Annotated in this window: 11 protein-coding genes and 5 pseudogenes; 10 read left to right on the top strand and 6 right to left on the bottom strand. The window is 72.0% G+C overall.

The features are described 5' to 3' along the window. Positions 1-208: 208 nt before the first annotated feature. The 3 pseudogenes from ACFWBD_RS08475 to ACFWBD_RS08465 all read right to left on the bottom strand — a co-directional run. Positions 209-472: pseudogene (locus tag ACFWBD_RS08475) on the bottom strand (cation:dicarboxylate symporter family transporter); the annotation flags it as partial. A 10-nt stretch (positions 473-482) separates the two neighbouring features. Beyond that, positions 483-1,250, bottom strand: a pseudogene (locus tag ACFWBD_RS08470) (peptide-N4-asparagine amidase); the annotation flags it as partial. Continuing rightward, positions 1,248-1,539: pseudogene (locus tag ACFWBD_RS08465) on the bottom strand (hypothetical protein); the annotation flags it as partial. The pseudogenes ACFWBD_RS08465 and ACFWBD_RS08470, both read right to left, overlap by 3 nt. Positions 1,540-1,616: 77 nt before the next feature. Between ACFWBD_RS08465 and ACFWBD_RS08460 the strand changes: the two are divergent. From ACFWBD_RS08460 to ACFWBD_RS08440, 5 genes and pseudogenes are all read left to right on the top strand, one after another. Beyond that, complete coding sequence (locus tag ACFWBD_RS08460; RefSeq protein ID WP_385664467.1) at positions 1,617-1,775, top strand: hypothetical protein; 159 nt, start codon at positions 1,617-1,619, stop codon at positions 1,773-1,775. Beyond that, positions 1,772-2,113, top strand: coding sequence for a PadR family transcriptional regulator (locus ACFWBD_RS08455; RefSeq protein ID WP_063731093.1), 342 nt, complete (start codon positions 1,772-1,774; stop codon positions 2,111-2,113). The genes ACFWBD_RS08460 and ACFWBD_RS08455 overlap by 4 nt, the downstream gene beginning before the upstream one ends. Beyond that, positions 2,110-3,066 (top strand): hypothetical protein, encoded by a 957-nt coding sequence (locus ACFWBD_RS08450; protein WP_385664464.1) that lies wholly within the window; start codon positions 2,110-2,112, stop codon positions 3,064-3,066. Before ACFWBD_RS08455 ends, ACFWBD_RS08450 begins: the two co-directional genes overlap by 4 nt. Before the next feature lie 94 nt (positions 3,067-3,160). After that, positions 3,161-4,084, top strand: a complete 924-nt coding sequence (locus ACFWBD_RS08445; RefSeq protein ID WP_385664461.1) for a phosphatase PAP2 family protein — start codon at positions 3,161-3,163, stop codon at positions 4,082-4,084. A 62-nt stretch (positions 4,085-4,146) separates the two neighbouring features. Next, positions 4,147-4,782 (top strand): annotated as a pseudogene (locus tag ACFWBD_RS08440) (transposase); the annotation flags it as partial. A gap of 96 nt (positions 4,783-4,878) precedes the next feature. On the opposite strand, the gene ACFWBD_RS08435 reads toward ACFWBD_RS08440, so the two are convergent. Then, positions 4,879-5,493, bottom strand: a complete 615-nt coding sequence (locus ACFWBD_RS08435; RefSeq protein ID WP_385664459.1) for a plasmid pRiA4b ORF-3 family protein — start codon at positions 5,491-5,493, stop codon at positions 4,879-4,881. Between the two features lie 612 nt (positions 5,494-6,105). Then, positions 6,106-6,879: a maleylpyruvate isomerase N-terminal domain-containing protein gene (locus ACFWBD_RS08430; protein ID WP_385664457.1), complete on the bottom strand. Its 774-nt coding sequence runs from the start codon at positions 6,877-6,879 to the stop codon at positions 6,106-6,108. Positions 6,880-7,228: 349 nt separating this feature from the next. Between ACFWBD_RS08430 and ACFWBD_RS08425 the strand changes: the two are divergent. Further along, positions 7,229-7,566 (top strand): annotated as a pseudogene (locus ACFWBD_RS08425) (IS5 family transposase); the annotation flags it as partial. Between the two features lie 36 nt (positions 7,567-7,602). Here the strand turns inward: ACFWBD_RS08425 and ACFWBD_RS08420 are convergent. Then, entirely contained in the window at positions 7,603-8,367 is a 765-nt protein-coding gene (locus ACFWBD_RS08420) for a hypothetical protein (RefSeq protein ID WP_385664454.1), read from the bottom strand. 279 nt (positions 8,368-8,646) lie between these two features. On the opposite strand from ACFWBD_RS08420, the gene ACFWBD_RS08415 reads away from it, so the two are divergent. From ACFWBD_RS08415 to ACFWBD_RS08400, 4 genes are all read left to right on the top strand, one after another. Beyond that, entirely contained in the window at positions 8,647-10,527 is a 1,881-nt protein-coding gene (locus ACFWBD_RS08415) for an ABC transporter transmembrane domain-containing protein (RefSeq protein ID WP_385664451.1), read from the top strand. Next, positions 10,524-12,368 carry an ABC transporter ATP-binding protein gene (locus ACFWBD_RS08410; RefSeq protein ID WP_385664448.1) on the top strand — a complete coding sequence of 615 codons (1,845 nt, stop codon included), beginning with the start codon at positions 10,524-10,526 and terminating at the stop codon, positions 12,366-12,368. The genes ACFWBD_RS08415 and ACFWBD_RS08410 overlap by 4 nt, the downstream gene beginning before the upstream one ends. A 693-nt stretch (positions 12,369-13,061) precedes the next feature. Beyond that, positions 13,062-13,532, top strand: a complete 471-nt coding sequence (locus tag ACFWBD_RS08405) for a DUF5709 domain-containing protein (protein ID WP_314219354.1) — start codon at positions 13,062-13,064, stop codon at positions 13,530-13,532. A 93-nt stretch (positions 13,533-13,625) separates the two neighbouring features. Next, entirely contained in the window at positions 13,626-13,883 is a 258-nt protein-coding gene (locus ACFWBD_RS08400; RefSeq protein WP_351755266.1) for a type B 50S ribosomal protein L31, read from the top strand. Positions 13,884-13,927 lie beyond the last annotated feature (44 nt).

The raw sequence follows: 13,927 nt of genomic DNA, 5'->3' as shown, positions 1-13,927 counted from the left end.
CAGCCGTAGTACTGGAGGTGCGGCCACGGCCGGGTGTGTCGGCGGCGTCAGTTCAGCTGGTCTCGGGGAGGGCCTCCTTGGCGGAGACGGCCGCCGGAATCCCGGCCGCCGCTTCCGGAGTCTCCGAACCCTGCGACTGCTCGGAACCCTCCGACCGCTCAGAGCCTTCCGACCGCTCGGGCCTCTCCGGCTTCGCGGGGCCGTCCGGCTATGCGTCCGGCAGGGCGACGGTCTCGCCGTCCAGGATCTTCCTGGCCCGCTCCAGGTCCAGCGCGCCCTCCCAGCGGGAGACGGCGAAGACCGCCACACAGTTGCCGAGGAGGTTGGTGACGACGCGCATCGAGTCCATGATGCGGTCCACGCCCAGCGGCAGGGCGACGGCGACGGCGGGAATGGCCCCCAGCGAGGAGGCGGTCGCGGACAGGGCGAGGAAGGCCGAGCCGGGGATGCCGGCCATGCCCTTGCCGGTGAGCCACGGAGTCGGCCCGGTCGCCGAGGGTCAGCACGGTGCGGAGCCGGTCGTCCGCGCCGATGGTGGTGGTGCCGTTCATCGTGTAGGTCCGGTGGGTGCGCGTCATAGGGGCCGGTCCGCGGCCGTCGTCGATGACCGACTCGTCGTCCGTCCAGGAGGCGTCGAGGCGGTCACGGTCTCACCCTCGGTCCAGCGATGCGCGGAGGTGTTCGCGAGGGCACGGGTCACGGAGGTCCGCACGCGACCGTGCGAGGTGTCGAGATACCCGGCGACGGCCAGGCGGTGCCCGCCCTCGGTGTCGACGCGATGCTCCGTGCCGGGCGGGTGGGTGGCGGAGTCGGCGAGTTCACCCGCCGCGTGCGTGAGGAGCCCTCCGCCGACGACGGCCTTCCCCGGGTCCTGCCAGACAAACACGTTGACCGGTGCGCTCCAGCCGCTCTGCCCCTCGGACACCCCGGCGACGGACACCTCCACGCGGTGCGGACGACCGTCGTTGAGGATCCCGGCGAAGGGGGTCAGGTCGTATTCGATCGGCTTTTCGATCGGCTTGATGCCGAAGGCCCGGGGACCCGGAACCACGTACCAGAGGAAGGGGTTGGACCAGCCGCCGGTCCAGACGGTCGGGAAGGAGGCGGCGATTGCCGCCCGGGGTGGGGCTGGAGGTTGAGCGGCCCGAACTACCGGCCAGTTGCCCGTCGACCTCGACCTGCACCTCCCGATAGGGCCCGTCGCCCGACCGGCACGAGTAGGGCGCGGTCGCGGGCACGGTCGGATACCAGGCGGTGAACAGGTGCCGGACCCCGTGCGGGCGGGTGCAGGTCGCCCGCCGGCGGGGCCGCGGTTCCCGGGCGGGGTCCTTGTGGCGGCCGCCGCGTTCGGTCCACTGACCGCGGGGCAGGGCCCGAAGGCCCCTCGTGGCTGATGTCGTCGAACGCCCCCTCGGCTTCCAGGAAGTCGGCCAGCTTGGCTGGGCTCCAGGTCGAGAGCGGCAGGCCGTGCTCGGCTGGCTCGGACTTGGCGATCTTCTTGATCTCCCGGCCGGTCCGGGCGAACAGGGTCTGGTCCATGGAAGATTCAACGGAGGCGAGACGGGTCCGGCGGACACGGTGGGAATGACATTCCGCTCGGCCCGGACCAGGTCGCGGTGAGCATCCGCCAACGCCCGTGCGGGTGCGTCGAGGAGATCGCCGTCGCGCCCGCCGGCCGGGAGAGGGTGACGCTCGCCGCGGGCGTGGAGGTGCTGCCGGTGATCACCCAGAGCTGGCAGATATATTTCGTAGCTCGATATATGCTCGATGCATGACCAGACAGAATCCGCCCTTGACGGAACCGCAGTACTTCATCCTTGCCGCACTCATGGATGGTCCGTTGCACGGTTACGGCATCATCAAGGCTGCCGAGCAGGCCACCGACGGGAGGCTCCGGATCGCTGTCGGCACTCTCTACGGCGCGCTGGAGCGGATGGAGCGGGCCGGGCTGGTGGCCGCCGGCCATGAGGAGATCGTGGACGGGCGGGCGCGGCGCTACTACCGGCTCACCGAGGACGGCACCGAGGCGCTCGGCCGGGAGGCGCTGCGGATGCAGCAGGCGGCGGCCGTCGTCATCGGACACTCGCGGGATGCCGGAGCGGCCCCGGCATGAATCGTCTGCTGCTTGCGGCCTATCCCGAGCCCTACCGTTCCCGGCAGGGAGAGGAGGTGCTGGCCTGCCTGTCCGAGGCGTATCCCGGCCGCTCCTGGCCCCCGCCGCGGGAAGTTGCCGCCCTGGTGCGCGCCGGGGTGCAGGCCCGCGCCCGTGCCGTCGTCGACGACACGGCCCGGCCGTGGTGGCTGGACGGCATCCATCTGGCCGCCCTGGCCCTCGCCGCGCTGGCGCTGGTCCCGTACTTGCAGGATGTGTGGCACTGGGCACTGCACATCGACCCCGGACAGCACGCCATCGCCTTCCACTTCTCCGGCTGGTACCCGTGGGCCGAAGGTCCCACGCGGATACGGCTGCTGCCCTACGGGCTGCTCCCGCTGGGCTGCCTGATCGCCCTGCTGCGCGGCAGACCGTGGATCGCGCTGCCCGCCGCGGCAGCCATGATGTGGGCCGGCGCCACGTCCCACGGCCGCACCCTCTTCGGCGACGAGGGCAAGGCGGGCCTGGGCTATTACGGTCTCGGCGCCCCGATAACGGCCCGTGACCTGGTGCTGTCGGGGGCACTGTGCGCCGCGTGCGCCGGGCTGGCGCTCTGCCGTCCCAGCCGTCTGCGACGCCGCTCGTACCGCTGGCTGGCCCCCGTCATGCTCGCCATGTTCGTGGCCGGGGGCCTGCACATCATCTCCGTCAGTCCGGCTTTCCAGCGCGGTTTGTTCGTCCTCGAAGTCGCCGCGCTGATCGCCGCGTGGGTGGCGACGGCCGCCACCGGCGACCACCGGTGGCTGATCCCCGTCGCGGCGTTCGCGATCGTCCGCACGCAGGCGATCGTCGTCCGGCCGGACGCGTTCATGCAGTCCTTTCCGGACCTGGTCGTCCTCATCCTGCTGATCGCACCCCTCCCCGCCCTGGCGATCGCCGCCCAGCGCCGACAGGGGCAGGCACTCGCCGAGTAGGAGCGGACCCCCGGTGGGCCGGCCGAGCCCGGCGGCCCACGTCGTGCCGGAAGACGTGCGTGACCGAACTCCCCCCAACGGAAGAAACAGAGCGATGACTCAGCACGATTCTCAGCCCCTGCCCGCGCACCGTCCGGGGGCCTCAAGGCAGGCCCCCGAGGCCCCCGACGCCCCCAGCCCGTCGCGTACGACACGGTCGTGGATGCCGGCTCTGCTGTACACCCTGGGGTTCCTGACGGTCTACCTGCTCGCCATCTGCACCCCGTGGGGGCAACGAGCTGAGAACGCCCTGTTTGGTCTCGGTAAACAGGGCGGCGAAGAAGCATGGATCTACCCCCTGTCAGGAGCGGTCTACGGCTCGACGCCCCTGCCGCCGATGGAATTGAGCGCCAAGCCCACCCTGATGGTGGGCCTGGCCGCCATCGTGGTCCTCACCCTGGTGCGGCGGTGCTGGCGGCAGGGGTGCGCGGCGCTCGGGGTCGTCATTCTCACGACCGGAGGCAAGGAGGTGCTCAAATCGACCATCCTGCCCCGCCCCGATCTGGTGGGCGCGCCGGAGAATCTCCTTGATCAGGGGTTCCCCAGCGGGCACACGGCCATCCCCGCCGCGCTGACCCTCGCCGCCGTCCTCGTGGTTTCCCCCCGCATCCGCCCCTACGTCGCCACGGCCGGTGTGCTGTGGCTCGCCTGCATCGCCGCCGCCAGCGCGACCATGGGCGGCCACCGGCCCAGCGAAGTGCTGGGAGCCACACTGTTGGCCTGTGCCTGTTACGGCCTCGCAGCCTGGCTGCTGCCGCCGGCCGCCGTGCCAGGCGCCACGCGGAGCCCCCGTGCGCTGCCCGTCATCACCCTGACGCTGGCACTGGCCGTCGCCCTCGTTTCCGGCGCACGGAACGACACCCTCACAAGGTCACTGGTCTCCGCGGCGACGGCCTTCATATGTGCGGCCCTGGTCTGGTACGCCGCAGTCGGGCGGCCCGCACACACCGCACGCCGCACACGCCCCGCCCTGGACTGACCACCCGGCCGGCTCCGGGCGGGAACCGGCGCATCCTGGCAAAGCGGCAGTCCGACGCCACCGCCCGCGTCGAGCACCTCTACGCGATCGCCGACGGGGAGGTCCTGTCCGAGGAAGGCGAGCCCGAAGTCATCTTCTGCATGGACGAGTTCGGCCCGCTCAACCTCATGCCCCACCCCGGGAAGCAGTGGGCCGAGCGCGGCGGCAAGCACAAGGCCCCCGACCGTGAGCCGCGCCGCAGGCGGCGGGCGACCTACAACCGCTACAGCGGAGTACGGCACCTGTTCGCCGCCCTGGACCTGGCCAAGGACGAGCTCTACAGCCACATCAAGCCGGTCAAGCGGCGGACGCAGTTCCTGGAGTTCGGCCGCTACCTGCGCACCCTCTACCCGGACAAGATCCGTATCGCGATCGTCTGCGACAACTTCTCCCCGCACCTGACCACGAAGAAGTGCCAGCGGGTCGGCACCTGGGCCGCGGCGAACAACGTCGAGATCGCCTACACCCCGACGAACTCCTCCTGGCTCAACCGCATCGAGGCCCAGTTCACCGCCCTGCGCTACTTCGCCCTCGACGGCACCGACCACGCCACCCACAAAGAGCGGGGCAGCATGATCCGCCGCTACATCATCTGGCGAAACCGCCATGCCGACGACCGGCACCTACGCGCCGTCGTCGACAGGGCGAACGTTGCCTGATGCGGCACTGGCTAGTGCAGCGCCGCATTGATCTTGCGGGGGCATGTGCCCTGCCGTCAGTGGCGAGGCGGGCTGCCGACGGCGGGCGGTGATGCGTCAGTTCTTGACGAGCACGGTCGCGAGGGCGGATAGCGCGGAGTTGACCTGAGCGGCTTCGAAGGCTGCGGGGTCGAACTGGTCGGCAGAGTCGAGGCCCAGCCATTCCAGGCGGTCTTCGTGTTCTTCGTGGCGGGGGTCGGCAAGGATCTCGATGAGGTAGGCGTATCCCCAGATGCCGCCGCAGTCCTCAGGCGGGCAAGCCCGGCGGCCGGTGAGGCATCGGGGGTAGGCGGTGCCGGCCGCCGGCGCGGTGACGTCCTCGATAAGGATGTCGTGTTCCCAGCCGTCGCCGAAGTCGTAGGTGTAGCGGAGCCGGTCGCCGGTGTGGGGAGCCACCTGGCCGAGCCGCTCGGAGGCGGCGTTGCGGATGCCCAGGTCGCGGTCAGTGACGCCGTATCGGTCCCGTCCGCTCTCGAAGGCCCACATGTGGTAGTCCTCCCAGCCGAAGGCAGCCTGGATGACGTCGTGCAGCTCGCGCAAGGTGGTGCCTGACGGCACCTCCAAGCGGCGCCAGATCGGAGGCCGGGAGTCCCGCAAGGTGATCTTGATCTTGTGTGCGGTCTGACCCGGTGCCGTCCGCGAGTTCGGCTTCGCACTCCTGCTGTTCGCCATGGCGGCCATCCTGCCACCCGTGCTCACCCTGCCCCGGCGGGACGTGTGCCCCTCCCACCACGATGATCACCGCGATGCATGGCGTCGAAGGGGTGGGGGCGCGTGCCGGTGGCAAGTCCGTACCAGGTGGTCTGGGACGGTGAACAGCGCAAAGTATCGGACGAGTTGACGCGGTCGCGGACCGCGCCGTCGCGCCGGGTGCAGCGGGCCCGAGCCGCGCCGGCCCGTGCAGAGGGTGACACAAACGCGGCCATCGCCCGCGCCGCGGGGCGACGGTTGCTGTACCCCTTGTCGGCGCTGACGCTGTCGGGTGTCGTGCGAGGCCGGCCGGTGGCCAGGCGGGGCACCCGGATCCGTTCCATGACAGCCTCGAACTGGGTGCAGTCGGCCCGCTGACCGGGCGTCAGGACGAGCGAGAGCCCTTCGCCCTTGAACAGCAGCACCGGCGCCGCGAGTGTCCCCCGGTGCAGCGGCAGCCGCCCGCAGGTGCGCCTTCCGCCCTTGAAGAGCAGGCCCGCAGCCTGCCCGCAGCCGCGCGATGTCCCCAACCCCGGGCCCAGTGGCGCCCGCAGGAGCGCGCGCACCGCCGACAGATGCGTCACAAGTGCGCGTTTACGCGTTCGGGTCCCAGTCTGCGAGCTGCTCCATCGGCTCGGTGTCGCCGGTGGTCTCCAGGCCGTCGAGCGGGACGCGCTCGTAGAAGTAGAGGACCAGTTCGCTCGCTGCGCCTCGCATCGCCATGTCGCCCGGCTCCGCGTCGGCGGCGAGGTCGTCGCAGCGGACGCCGTCGGCGTTGAGGGTCAGGCGCCAGGAGCGGCCCTCGGTCGTGTGCAGGTCGATGGTTGCCGGCTTGAACGGCCAGGGGACGGTCGTCGCCGAGACGGTCGTCAGGAACTCGTCGACGCCCTCGACCGCGACGTCCGTCGGCAGCGGCTGTGCGGCGCCCTGGGTGAGCTGGGCGTCGTAGGTGTGGACGGCGATCTCCTGGATCTGGTGCCGGGCCACGGCTCCGCTGGTCTCCGGGGCCTGCGAGCGGCCCCACCAGGTCCAGCAGCCGCGGTCCGGGCCGGCCTCGCGCATCGCGTCGAGCATGAGCCCGGTCGACTCGGCGAGCCAGGCGTCCAGGGCTTCGTGGTCGCGGGGCGCGGTCGGGGCGCCCTTCGGGTCCGTCCTCGCCGGGGGCTCAGCGCCCGGGCCCGCCGCGACGATGGCGGCCTGACGGCGGCGGCCGTCACCGAGGTGCTGCGCCAGTTCGCGCAGCGTCCAGTCCGGGCAGGTCGGGACCTGGACGTCAAGGTCGGGGGCGGACGCGATCGCAGCGCGGAACGCGGCCGAGCGGTCTTCGATCAGCCGCAGGACCTCGGGGAACTCCAAGATGTTTTGCACGGCGGTTGTGTATCACGGCGCTCCGGCCGCCGGGTAGCGAATTTGTCGGACGAACGCGTCGACGGCCGGGCGGAGCGCCGGCGCCGAAGCCGTCCTGAAAATCCGCGCACTGCTCGCCAACGGCGACTTCGACCGCTACTGGGCCTACCATCTGGGCCAGGAGCACCAGCGCAGCCACCAGGCCCGCTACCAACTCGCTGCTTGACCTACGAAGTCACTCCCAGCAATCCGCACCCCTGGCCGATGTCAGCGGCCTGAGTAGCGTGTGCGGCCCGGCGGCGCCAGCGCCAGAGGAGTGAAACGAGAGCTAGGCCGTAGCCTGGCGATCAGGTGAGCCGTTGATAGGACTGTGGGGCACAGGGGTGATCTGACGGATGGTCAGTGGGAGGGGCTTACGCCGCTCCTCCCGGTGAGCAACGGGCGGTGTGGCCGGTGGCGGGATCACCGCCAGGTGTCGAACGGGGTGCTGTACCGGATCCGCACCGGTGTGCAGCGGCGTGACCCGCCGGAGCGCTACGGTCCCTGGAAGACCGTTCACGAGCGGCATCGGCGTTGGTCGGCGGATGGAACGTGGGAGCGGCTGCTCCAGCGGGTGCAGGCCGAGGCGGACGCGGCCGGGGACATCGACTGGGACGTGTCGTGGACTCCACCTCCGTGCGCGCTCACCAGCACGCGGCCGGTGCCCGACACTCGCCGCCCCCGCGCGTCAAAGGGGGCTCCTCCTCATGATCGCCAGGACGGCCCCCAGTCCTTCAGCGCGTCCCTGTCGCCCATGACCACTACGGGATGCCGATCCGGGTCGAGGGTGCGCAGCAGGTATTCCATCGCCGCCCGGGACAGGCTGACACAGGCCGACGTACCGCTGCCGTGGTCCATGTGCAGCCAGATCCAACCGCCCTTGTCCTCACCCTCGGGCCGCGCCGGGTCGTCGGGCGGGGCGCCCTTGACGCGGTTGTAGTCGATGGCGATGACGTAGTCGAAGTCGTGCCAGTGCGACCTCGCCCACCAGCGCGGCGCGGCGAAGGAGTCGGACCGGGTGTACGGCAGCCTGGTGCCGGGATCGGCCAGGACACCGCCCGCGTCGGTGAGCGTGAACACCCCGACGGGACTGCGGTTGTCACCGGCGTGGTGCTCGGCGGTCCAGCCCTTCTTGCCGTTGTGCCCCTGCCAGCTCCGGACCCGCTCCCAGGCCCTGCCCCTCCTGGAGTAGAGCACGACGGTGGCGTCCGCGGAGTCCTTCCCGTCGCCGTACACCGCCACAACCTGGCGTGAAACAGCGGGGATCCGCCGCAGCAGCCGGTCACCGACACCCGGGACTCCGGTCGCCGCGGCCACACCCGGGGAGGTCCCGCCCCTCCGGCCGGCCGCACCCGACGTACCGTCACTCCCGTGTTGCACGGCCGCACCACCGCACGCGGACAAGGCCGCGAGCAGGAGGCCGCAGATCACCGGCGCGGCTCCCGCGCGCCGCGCATAGTCCTGTCGCATCGGCCCATGCTCGCACCGCTTACCGTGCGTCAGCGCCAGGTTCCGGACGTCCGGGCCGTGTCGGACAGCTGCCGGATCCGGCCGCCGCCATGGAAAACCGGTTGATTTTGACCACGCTGCGACGCGAACCTTGCACGGTTTGTTGCCGCTCCCCGCGGACTTCCCGTTCGTCCGCCGCTCCCCCACCCACCCCGTCTCCTTCCGCCCCCGTCTCCTTCCGCCCCCTTCTCCGTCTCCCTCTTCCTCTCCCCTACCGCTGACTCGAGCCACTGGGACGTCATGCAGATCCAAGACCTTCCGTACCCCGACCCGGGCGTGCCGGACGCACGCTCGGGACCCCGCTTCCTGTGGTGGCTCGGACGCAACCAGCTGGGCGGCCAGTTCACGTCCCTGGCCTGGGGGCTGCTGCACTTCGTCGCCGTCTCGGCGCAGCCGTTCTGCGTCGGGTTCGCCATCGAGGCCGTCGTGGACCGTTCCGGTACCCGGCTGGCCCTCACCGGCGGCGTGATGGCCCTGTGCGGTGCCGCCACCGCGATCGGGGACACCTTCCTGCACCGCGCCGCCGTCACCAACTGGATCACCGCCGCCGCCCGGGTGCAGCAGCTGCTCGCCCGCAAGGCCTCGCAGCTCGGCTCCGCACTGACCCGGCGGGTCGCGGCCGGTGAGGTCGTGGCCGTCTCCACGGGCGACGTCGAGAAGATCGGCTGGTTCGTGGAGGCCGTGTCCCGTTTCACCGCCGCGGCCCTCACGGTCCTGCTGGTCTGCGTCGGCCTGGTCGTGTACCAGCCGGCCCTCGGCCTGGTGGTCGCCGTGGGCCTGCCCGTTCTCGCGCTCGCGGTGCTGCCCCTGCTGCCCCCGGCGACGCGACGGGCCGACTTCCAGCGCGAGAAGGCCGGACGCGCCACCGAACTCGCCTCGGACACCGTGGCCGGCCTGCGGGTGCTGCGCGGGATCGGCGGCGAGGAACTGTTCCTCGACCGCTACCGCAGCGCCTCGCAGGAGGTCCGGCACGCGGCCGTGCGCAGCGCCCGCATGTGGTCGCTGATCAGCGCCATCCAGGTGCTGCTGCCCGGCCTGCTGCTGATCACGGTCGTCTGCTACGGCGTTCATCTGGCGCGCGAGGGCCGCATCACCGTCGGCGAACTGGTCACGGTCTACAGCTCCGTCATGGTCCTGGCCTATCCCCTCAGGCACTTCGAGGAGATCGCCATGGCCTATTCCTTCTCGCGCCCGTCGGCCAAACGCGCCGCCCGTGTGCTGTCCCTGGAGCGGGTCACCGACATCGGCGGATCACGCCCGGCCGACGCTCCCAGGGGCGACCTGTACGACCCGGCCACCGGGTTGCTCGCCCCGGCCGCCCGGCTCACCGCCGTGGTGTGCGGCGATCCGGACGCCGCCGGAGAGCTGGCGGAACGGCTGGGCGGACATCCTCCGCAGGAGAGCCCTTCGGTACTGCTCGGCGGGGTCCCGCTGAACGAGCTGCCGCTGGACTCCGCACGCGCCTCGGTCCTCGTCCAGGACAAGGACCCGGTGCTGCTGTCCGGTTCCCTGCGCGACCTGCTCGACGTGCCCGCCTCGGGTGCGGTCGACGCGGGTGCGGCGCTGGCCGCCGCCCAGTGCGCGGACGTCCTCGACGCGCTCGTGCAGGGTTCGTTCGAAGCCGACGACCCGATGGACGCCCGCATCACCGAGCGCGGCCGGTCCCTCTCCGGCGGCCAGCGGCAGCGGCTCGCGCTGGCCCGCTCCCTGTACACGGACCCCGAGGTCCTCGTCCTGGACGAGCCCACCTCCGCCGTCGACTCGCACACCGAGGCACGGATCGCCGAGGGGCTGCGCGAACTGCGGGCGGGGCGCACCACGGTGGTGTTCACCTCGTCCCCCCTGCTGCTGGACCGCGCCGACCGGGTCGTGCTCGTGCACGAGGGCGAGGCCGTCGCGGTGGGCGGGCACCGCGAACTGCTGCGCTCCGAGCCCCGGTACCGGGCCGTGGTGACCAGGGAGACCGACGAGGAAGCCGCGCCGGACCACGCACTCAAGGACGAAGAGGCCTCCCTGAGCGGTGTGTTGAAGGACCGGGAAGACAACCGGCTCGCAGAGATCGAACGCAAAGAGATCGACCGCGAAGGCATCGAACGCGAAGAGATCGAGGAGACCGCATGATCGGCGTGGCGCCGCCCGCGTACGACCCGGCGGCACCGACGACGGCGAACACGCTGCCCGTCGGCGCCCCCGCGACCGTCCGTGCCTACGTGGCCGAACTCCTGCGCCGGCACCGCCGTGCCTTTCAGCTCCTCCTGCTCGTGAACACGGTCGCCACGGTCGCCTCGATGGTGGGTCCATGGCTGCTCGGCGACCTCGTGGAACGATTGTCGGAGGGCGCGCGCGAGCTCCACCTCGAGTTCATCGCCACGCTGTTCGTGCTCGCCCTGGTCGTCCAGGCCATCTTCGTACGGCAGGTGCGGCTGCGTGGCGCGATGCTCGGCGAGCGCATGCTGGCCGACCTGCGCGAGGACTTCCTCGTCCGCTCGGTGCGGCTGCCGCCTGGCGTGCTGGAGCGTGCCGGGACGGGCGATCTGCTGTCCCGCATCACCACGGACATCGACCGGCTGGCCAACGCGATGCGCGAGGCCGTGCCCCAGCTGACGATCGGCGTGATGTGGGCGCTGCTGCTGCTCGGCGGGCTGGTCGTCACGGCGCCGCCGCTGGCGCCGGCCGTCCTGGTCGCGGTGCCGCTGCTCGTGGCCGGGTGCCGCTGGTACTTCAGGCGGGCGCCGGCCGGCTACCGCTCGGAGGCCGCCGGCTACGCCTCCGTGGCCGCCGCCCTCGCCGAGACCGTGGACGCCGGCCGCACGGTGGAGGCCCACCGGCTGGGCGAGCGCCGTATCGCGCTCTCCGAGCAGCGCATCCAGCAGTGGACCGCCTGGGAGCGCTACACGCTGTGGCTGCGGTCGGTGCTGTTCCCGGTCATCAACTTGGTGCACGTCACGGTGCTCGGCTCGGTCCTCATGCTCGGCGGGGCCTTCGTGCTGAAGGGCTGGATCGGAGTCGGTCAGCTGACGACGGGCGCGCTGCTGGCGCAGATGCTCGTCGACCCGGTGAACCTCATCCTGCGCTGGTACGACGAGCTTCAGGTGGCCCAGGTGTCGCTGGCCCGCCTGGTCGGAGTGCGTGACATCGAGCCGGACGGCGGGGACTCCGGGCTCGTGCCGGACGGGCGCGACGTGCACGCCGACCGGGTCCATTTCGGCTACCGGGAGGGCGTCGACGTGCTGCGCAAGGTGACCTTGCAGGTCTCCCCCGGCACCCGGCTGGCCCTGGTCGGGCCCTCGGGCGCGGGGAAGTCCACGCTGGGGCGGCTGCTCGCCGGGATCTACGCGCCGCGCGACGGCCGGATCACCCTCGGTGGCGCCGAGCTGTCGCGGATGACGGCGGAACGCGTCCGCTCCCATGTGGCGCTCGTCAACCAGGAGCACCACGTCTTCGTGGGCTCCCTGCGCGACAACCTCCGGCTCGCCCTCCCGCACGCGCGACTCCGCTCGGGCGAGGAGACCTCGACGGCGTCGACGGCCTCGGATCATGCCGAAGACGCCGAGGACGCAGAGCTGTGGGCGGCCCTGGGGGCGGTCGACGCGGACGGCTGGGCCCGGGCCCTGGACGAGGGCCTCGACACCGAGGTCGGCTCCGGCGGTGTCGCGCTCACCCCGGCGCAGGCCCAGCAGATCGCCCTGGCCCGACTGGTCCTGGCCGACCCCCACACGCTGGTCCTGGACGAGGCGACCTCGCTGCTCGACCCGCGTGCCGCCCGCCACCTGGAGCGGTCCCTCGCCCGCGTCCTGGACGGCCGCACCGTGGTCGCCATCGCCCACCGCCTGCACACCGCCCACGACGCCGACGTCATCGCCGTCGTCGAGAACGGCCGCATCAGCGAGCTGGGCAGCCACACCGAGCTGGTCGCGGCGGACGGAGCGTACGCGGCGCTCTGGCGGTCGTGGCACGGCTGAGGACACGGCTGAGGACACGGCTGAGGAGTGCAACAGCGGCGGCAGCGGGCCGGCACCGGTGCGAGGCCTGACAGCGCCGGTGCCTGTGCCTCGGCCGGTACCTGGGGCAGCGCCGATGCCGGTGTCCGAGCCGGCGCCGGCGCCGACCCCGGCGCTCGGGCCGGTACCAGTGCTCGGGCCGACCCCGGTGCTCGGGCCGACCCCGGTGCTCGGGTCGACCCCGGTGCTCGGGTCGACCCCGGTACCTGGTCCGGTACCGGTACCGGTACCGGCGCTAGGGCCGGTACCAGTGCTCGGGCCGGTACCAGTGCTCGGGCCGACCCCGGTGCTCGGGCCGGTACCAGTGCTCGGGCCGACCCCGGTGCTCGGGCCGGTACCAGTGCTCGGGCCGGTACCAGTGCCTGGTCCGGCGCCTGCTGCTGCCCCCTCACCGGGCGGCGACCCGCGTGCCCCGGGGACGGGAGCGGCCTCGGGTAGCGGCCGCCGCGCCCGGGTGGAGGCGGCCCGGCCCGGCCCTCGCGCGTCCTCTGGCGTTGCGCGCTCCCGAAGCGGGGTGGAACGCTGGATAGCGGCACCCGCGCGGAAGACAGTCGGGATCCCTCCTGAACACACCGCGCCCGACCGGTGCCCCGTGCGGCGGCACCCCGCCGCCGACCGCGAAGAGTACGGGGCCGTCACCCCCTGGAGGTACCCGTGAACAGTGCCGACGGATGGGGGGACGACGTCTACCAGCCCGACGCGTCCGACATCCAGGAAGACTCGGGACTGCTCGACGCCGAGGACACGCTGGAGAACGACGGCGTCGAGGACCCCCTCGACCGCGGCTGGTCCCCTCCGGACCGACCCTGGGCGGTGGAACACGACGGTGTGACCGCTGCGGAGCGCCGACAGGGCGAGAGCCTGGACCAGCGGCTCGCGGAAGAGGTCCCGGAGCCCGATGCGCCGGACGGCGACGGCCTCGGCGATTGCGACGGCACCGACGGGGAACTCCTCGACAACGAGGTCGGCTCCGCACGCTCCGGCAGGCTCGTGGCGCCGGACGAGGGAGCACACGAGGACGAGGAGAGCGCACTGATCGCCACGGACGTGGGCATCGACGGCGCGGCAGCCTCCGCGGAGGAGGCCGCGATGCACATCGTCGACGAGGACGCCCTGTCCGGCTGACCCGTCCACGGCCGCCCCGGCCGTTCCGGGTCGGCGGCCGCCGCCCTCTCCATCGCCATGGCGTCCGCCGTAGCCATCGCACGAGGAGCTCTCATGCAGCAGGACAAGCAGCCCGACTACCACGCGGTCGTGTTCCGCGACCGGACCGCCGGTTACGCCTTCCTGACCCGGTCCACCGCCACCAGCGAACAGACCATCGAGTGGGACGACGGCGAGACCTACCCGGTCGTGGACGTGGAGATCTCCTCCGAGAGCCACCCCTTCTTCACCGGCAAGGCGCGCACCGTGGACACGGAGGGCCGGGTCGCCCGCTTCGAGCGGCGCTACGGCGACGGCGGGGCGATGACCTGAACCGGTGCCGTCGCCACCGCCGACGGCAACCGTCGGGTCGCTCG

The sequence above is a fragment of the Streptomyces sp. NPDC060002 genome (assembly GCF_042737245.1).
GTDB lineage: Bacteria > Actinomycetota > Actinomycetes > Streptomycetales > Streptomycetaceae > Streptomyces.
This window is presented reverse-complemented; position numbering and strand designations above follow the sequence as displayed.

Excerpts from the sequence above, each read along its gene's own strand:
- ACFWBD_RS08420 (WP_385664454.1), bottom strand. The coding sequence starts at position 8,367 with ATGCGACAGGACTATGCGCGGCGCGCGGGAGCCGCGCCGGTGATCTGC.
- ACFWBD_RS08445 (WP_385664461.1), top strand. The coding sequence starts at position 3,161 with ATGACTCAGCACGATTCTCAGCCCCTGCCCGCGCACCGTCCGGGGGCC.
- ACFWBD_RS08455 (WP_063731093.1), top strand. The coding sequence starts at position 1,772 with ATGACCAGACAGAATCCGCCCTTGACGGAACCGCAGTACTTCATCCTT.
- ACFWBD_RS08400 (WP_351755266.1), top strand. The coding sequence starts at position 13,626 with ATGCAGCAGGACAAGCAGCCCGACTACCACGCGGTCGTGTTCCGCGAC.
- ACFWBD_RS08415 (WP_385664451.1), top strand. The coding sequence starts at position 8,647 with ATGCAGATCCAAGACCTTCCGTACCCCGACCCGGGCGTGCCGGACGCA.
- ACFWBD_RS08450 (WP_385664464.1), top strand. The coding sequence starts at position 2,110 with ATGAATCGTCTGCTGCTTGCGGCCTATCCCGAGCCCTACCGTTCCCGG.
- ACFWBD_RS08435 (WP_385664459.1), bottom strand. The coding sequence starts at position 5,493 with ATGGCGAACAGCAGGAGTGCGAAGCCGAACTCGCGGACGGCACCGGGT.
- ACFWBD_RS08410 (WP_385664448.1), top strand. The coding sequence starts at position 10,524 with ATGATCGGCGTGGCGCCGCCCGCGTACGACCCGGCGGCACCGACGACG.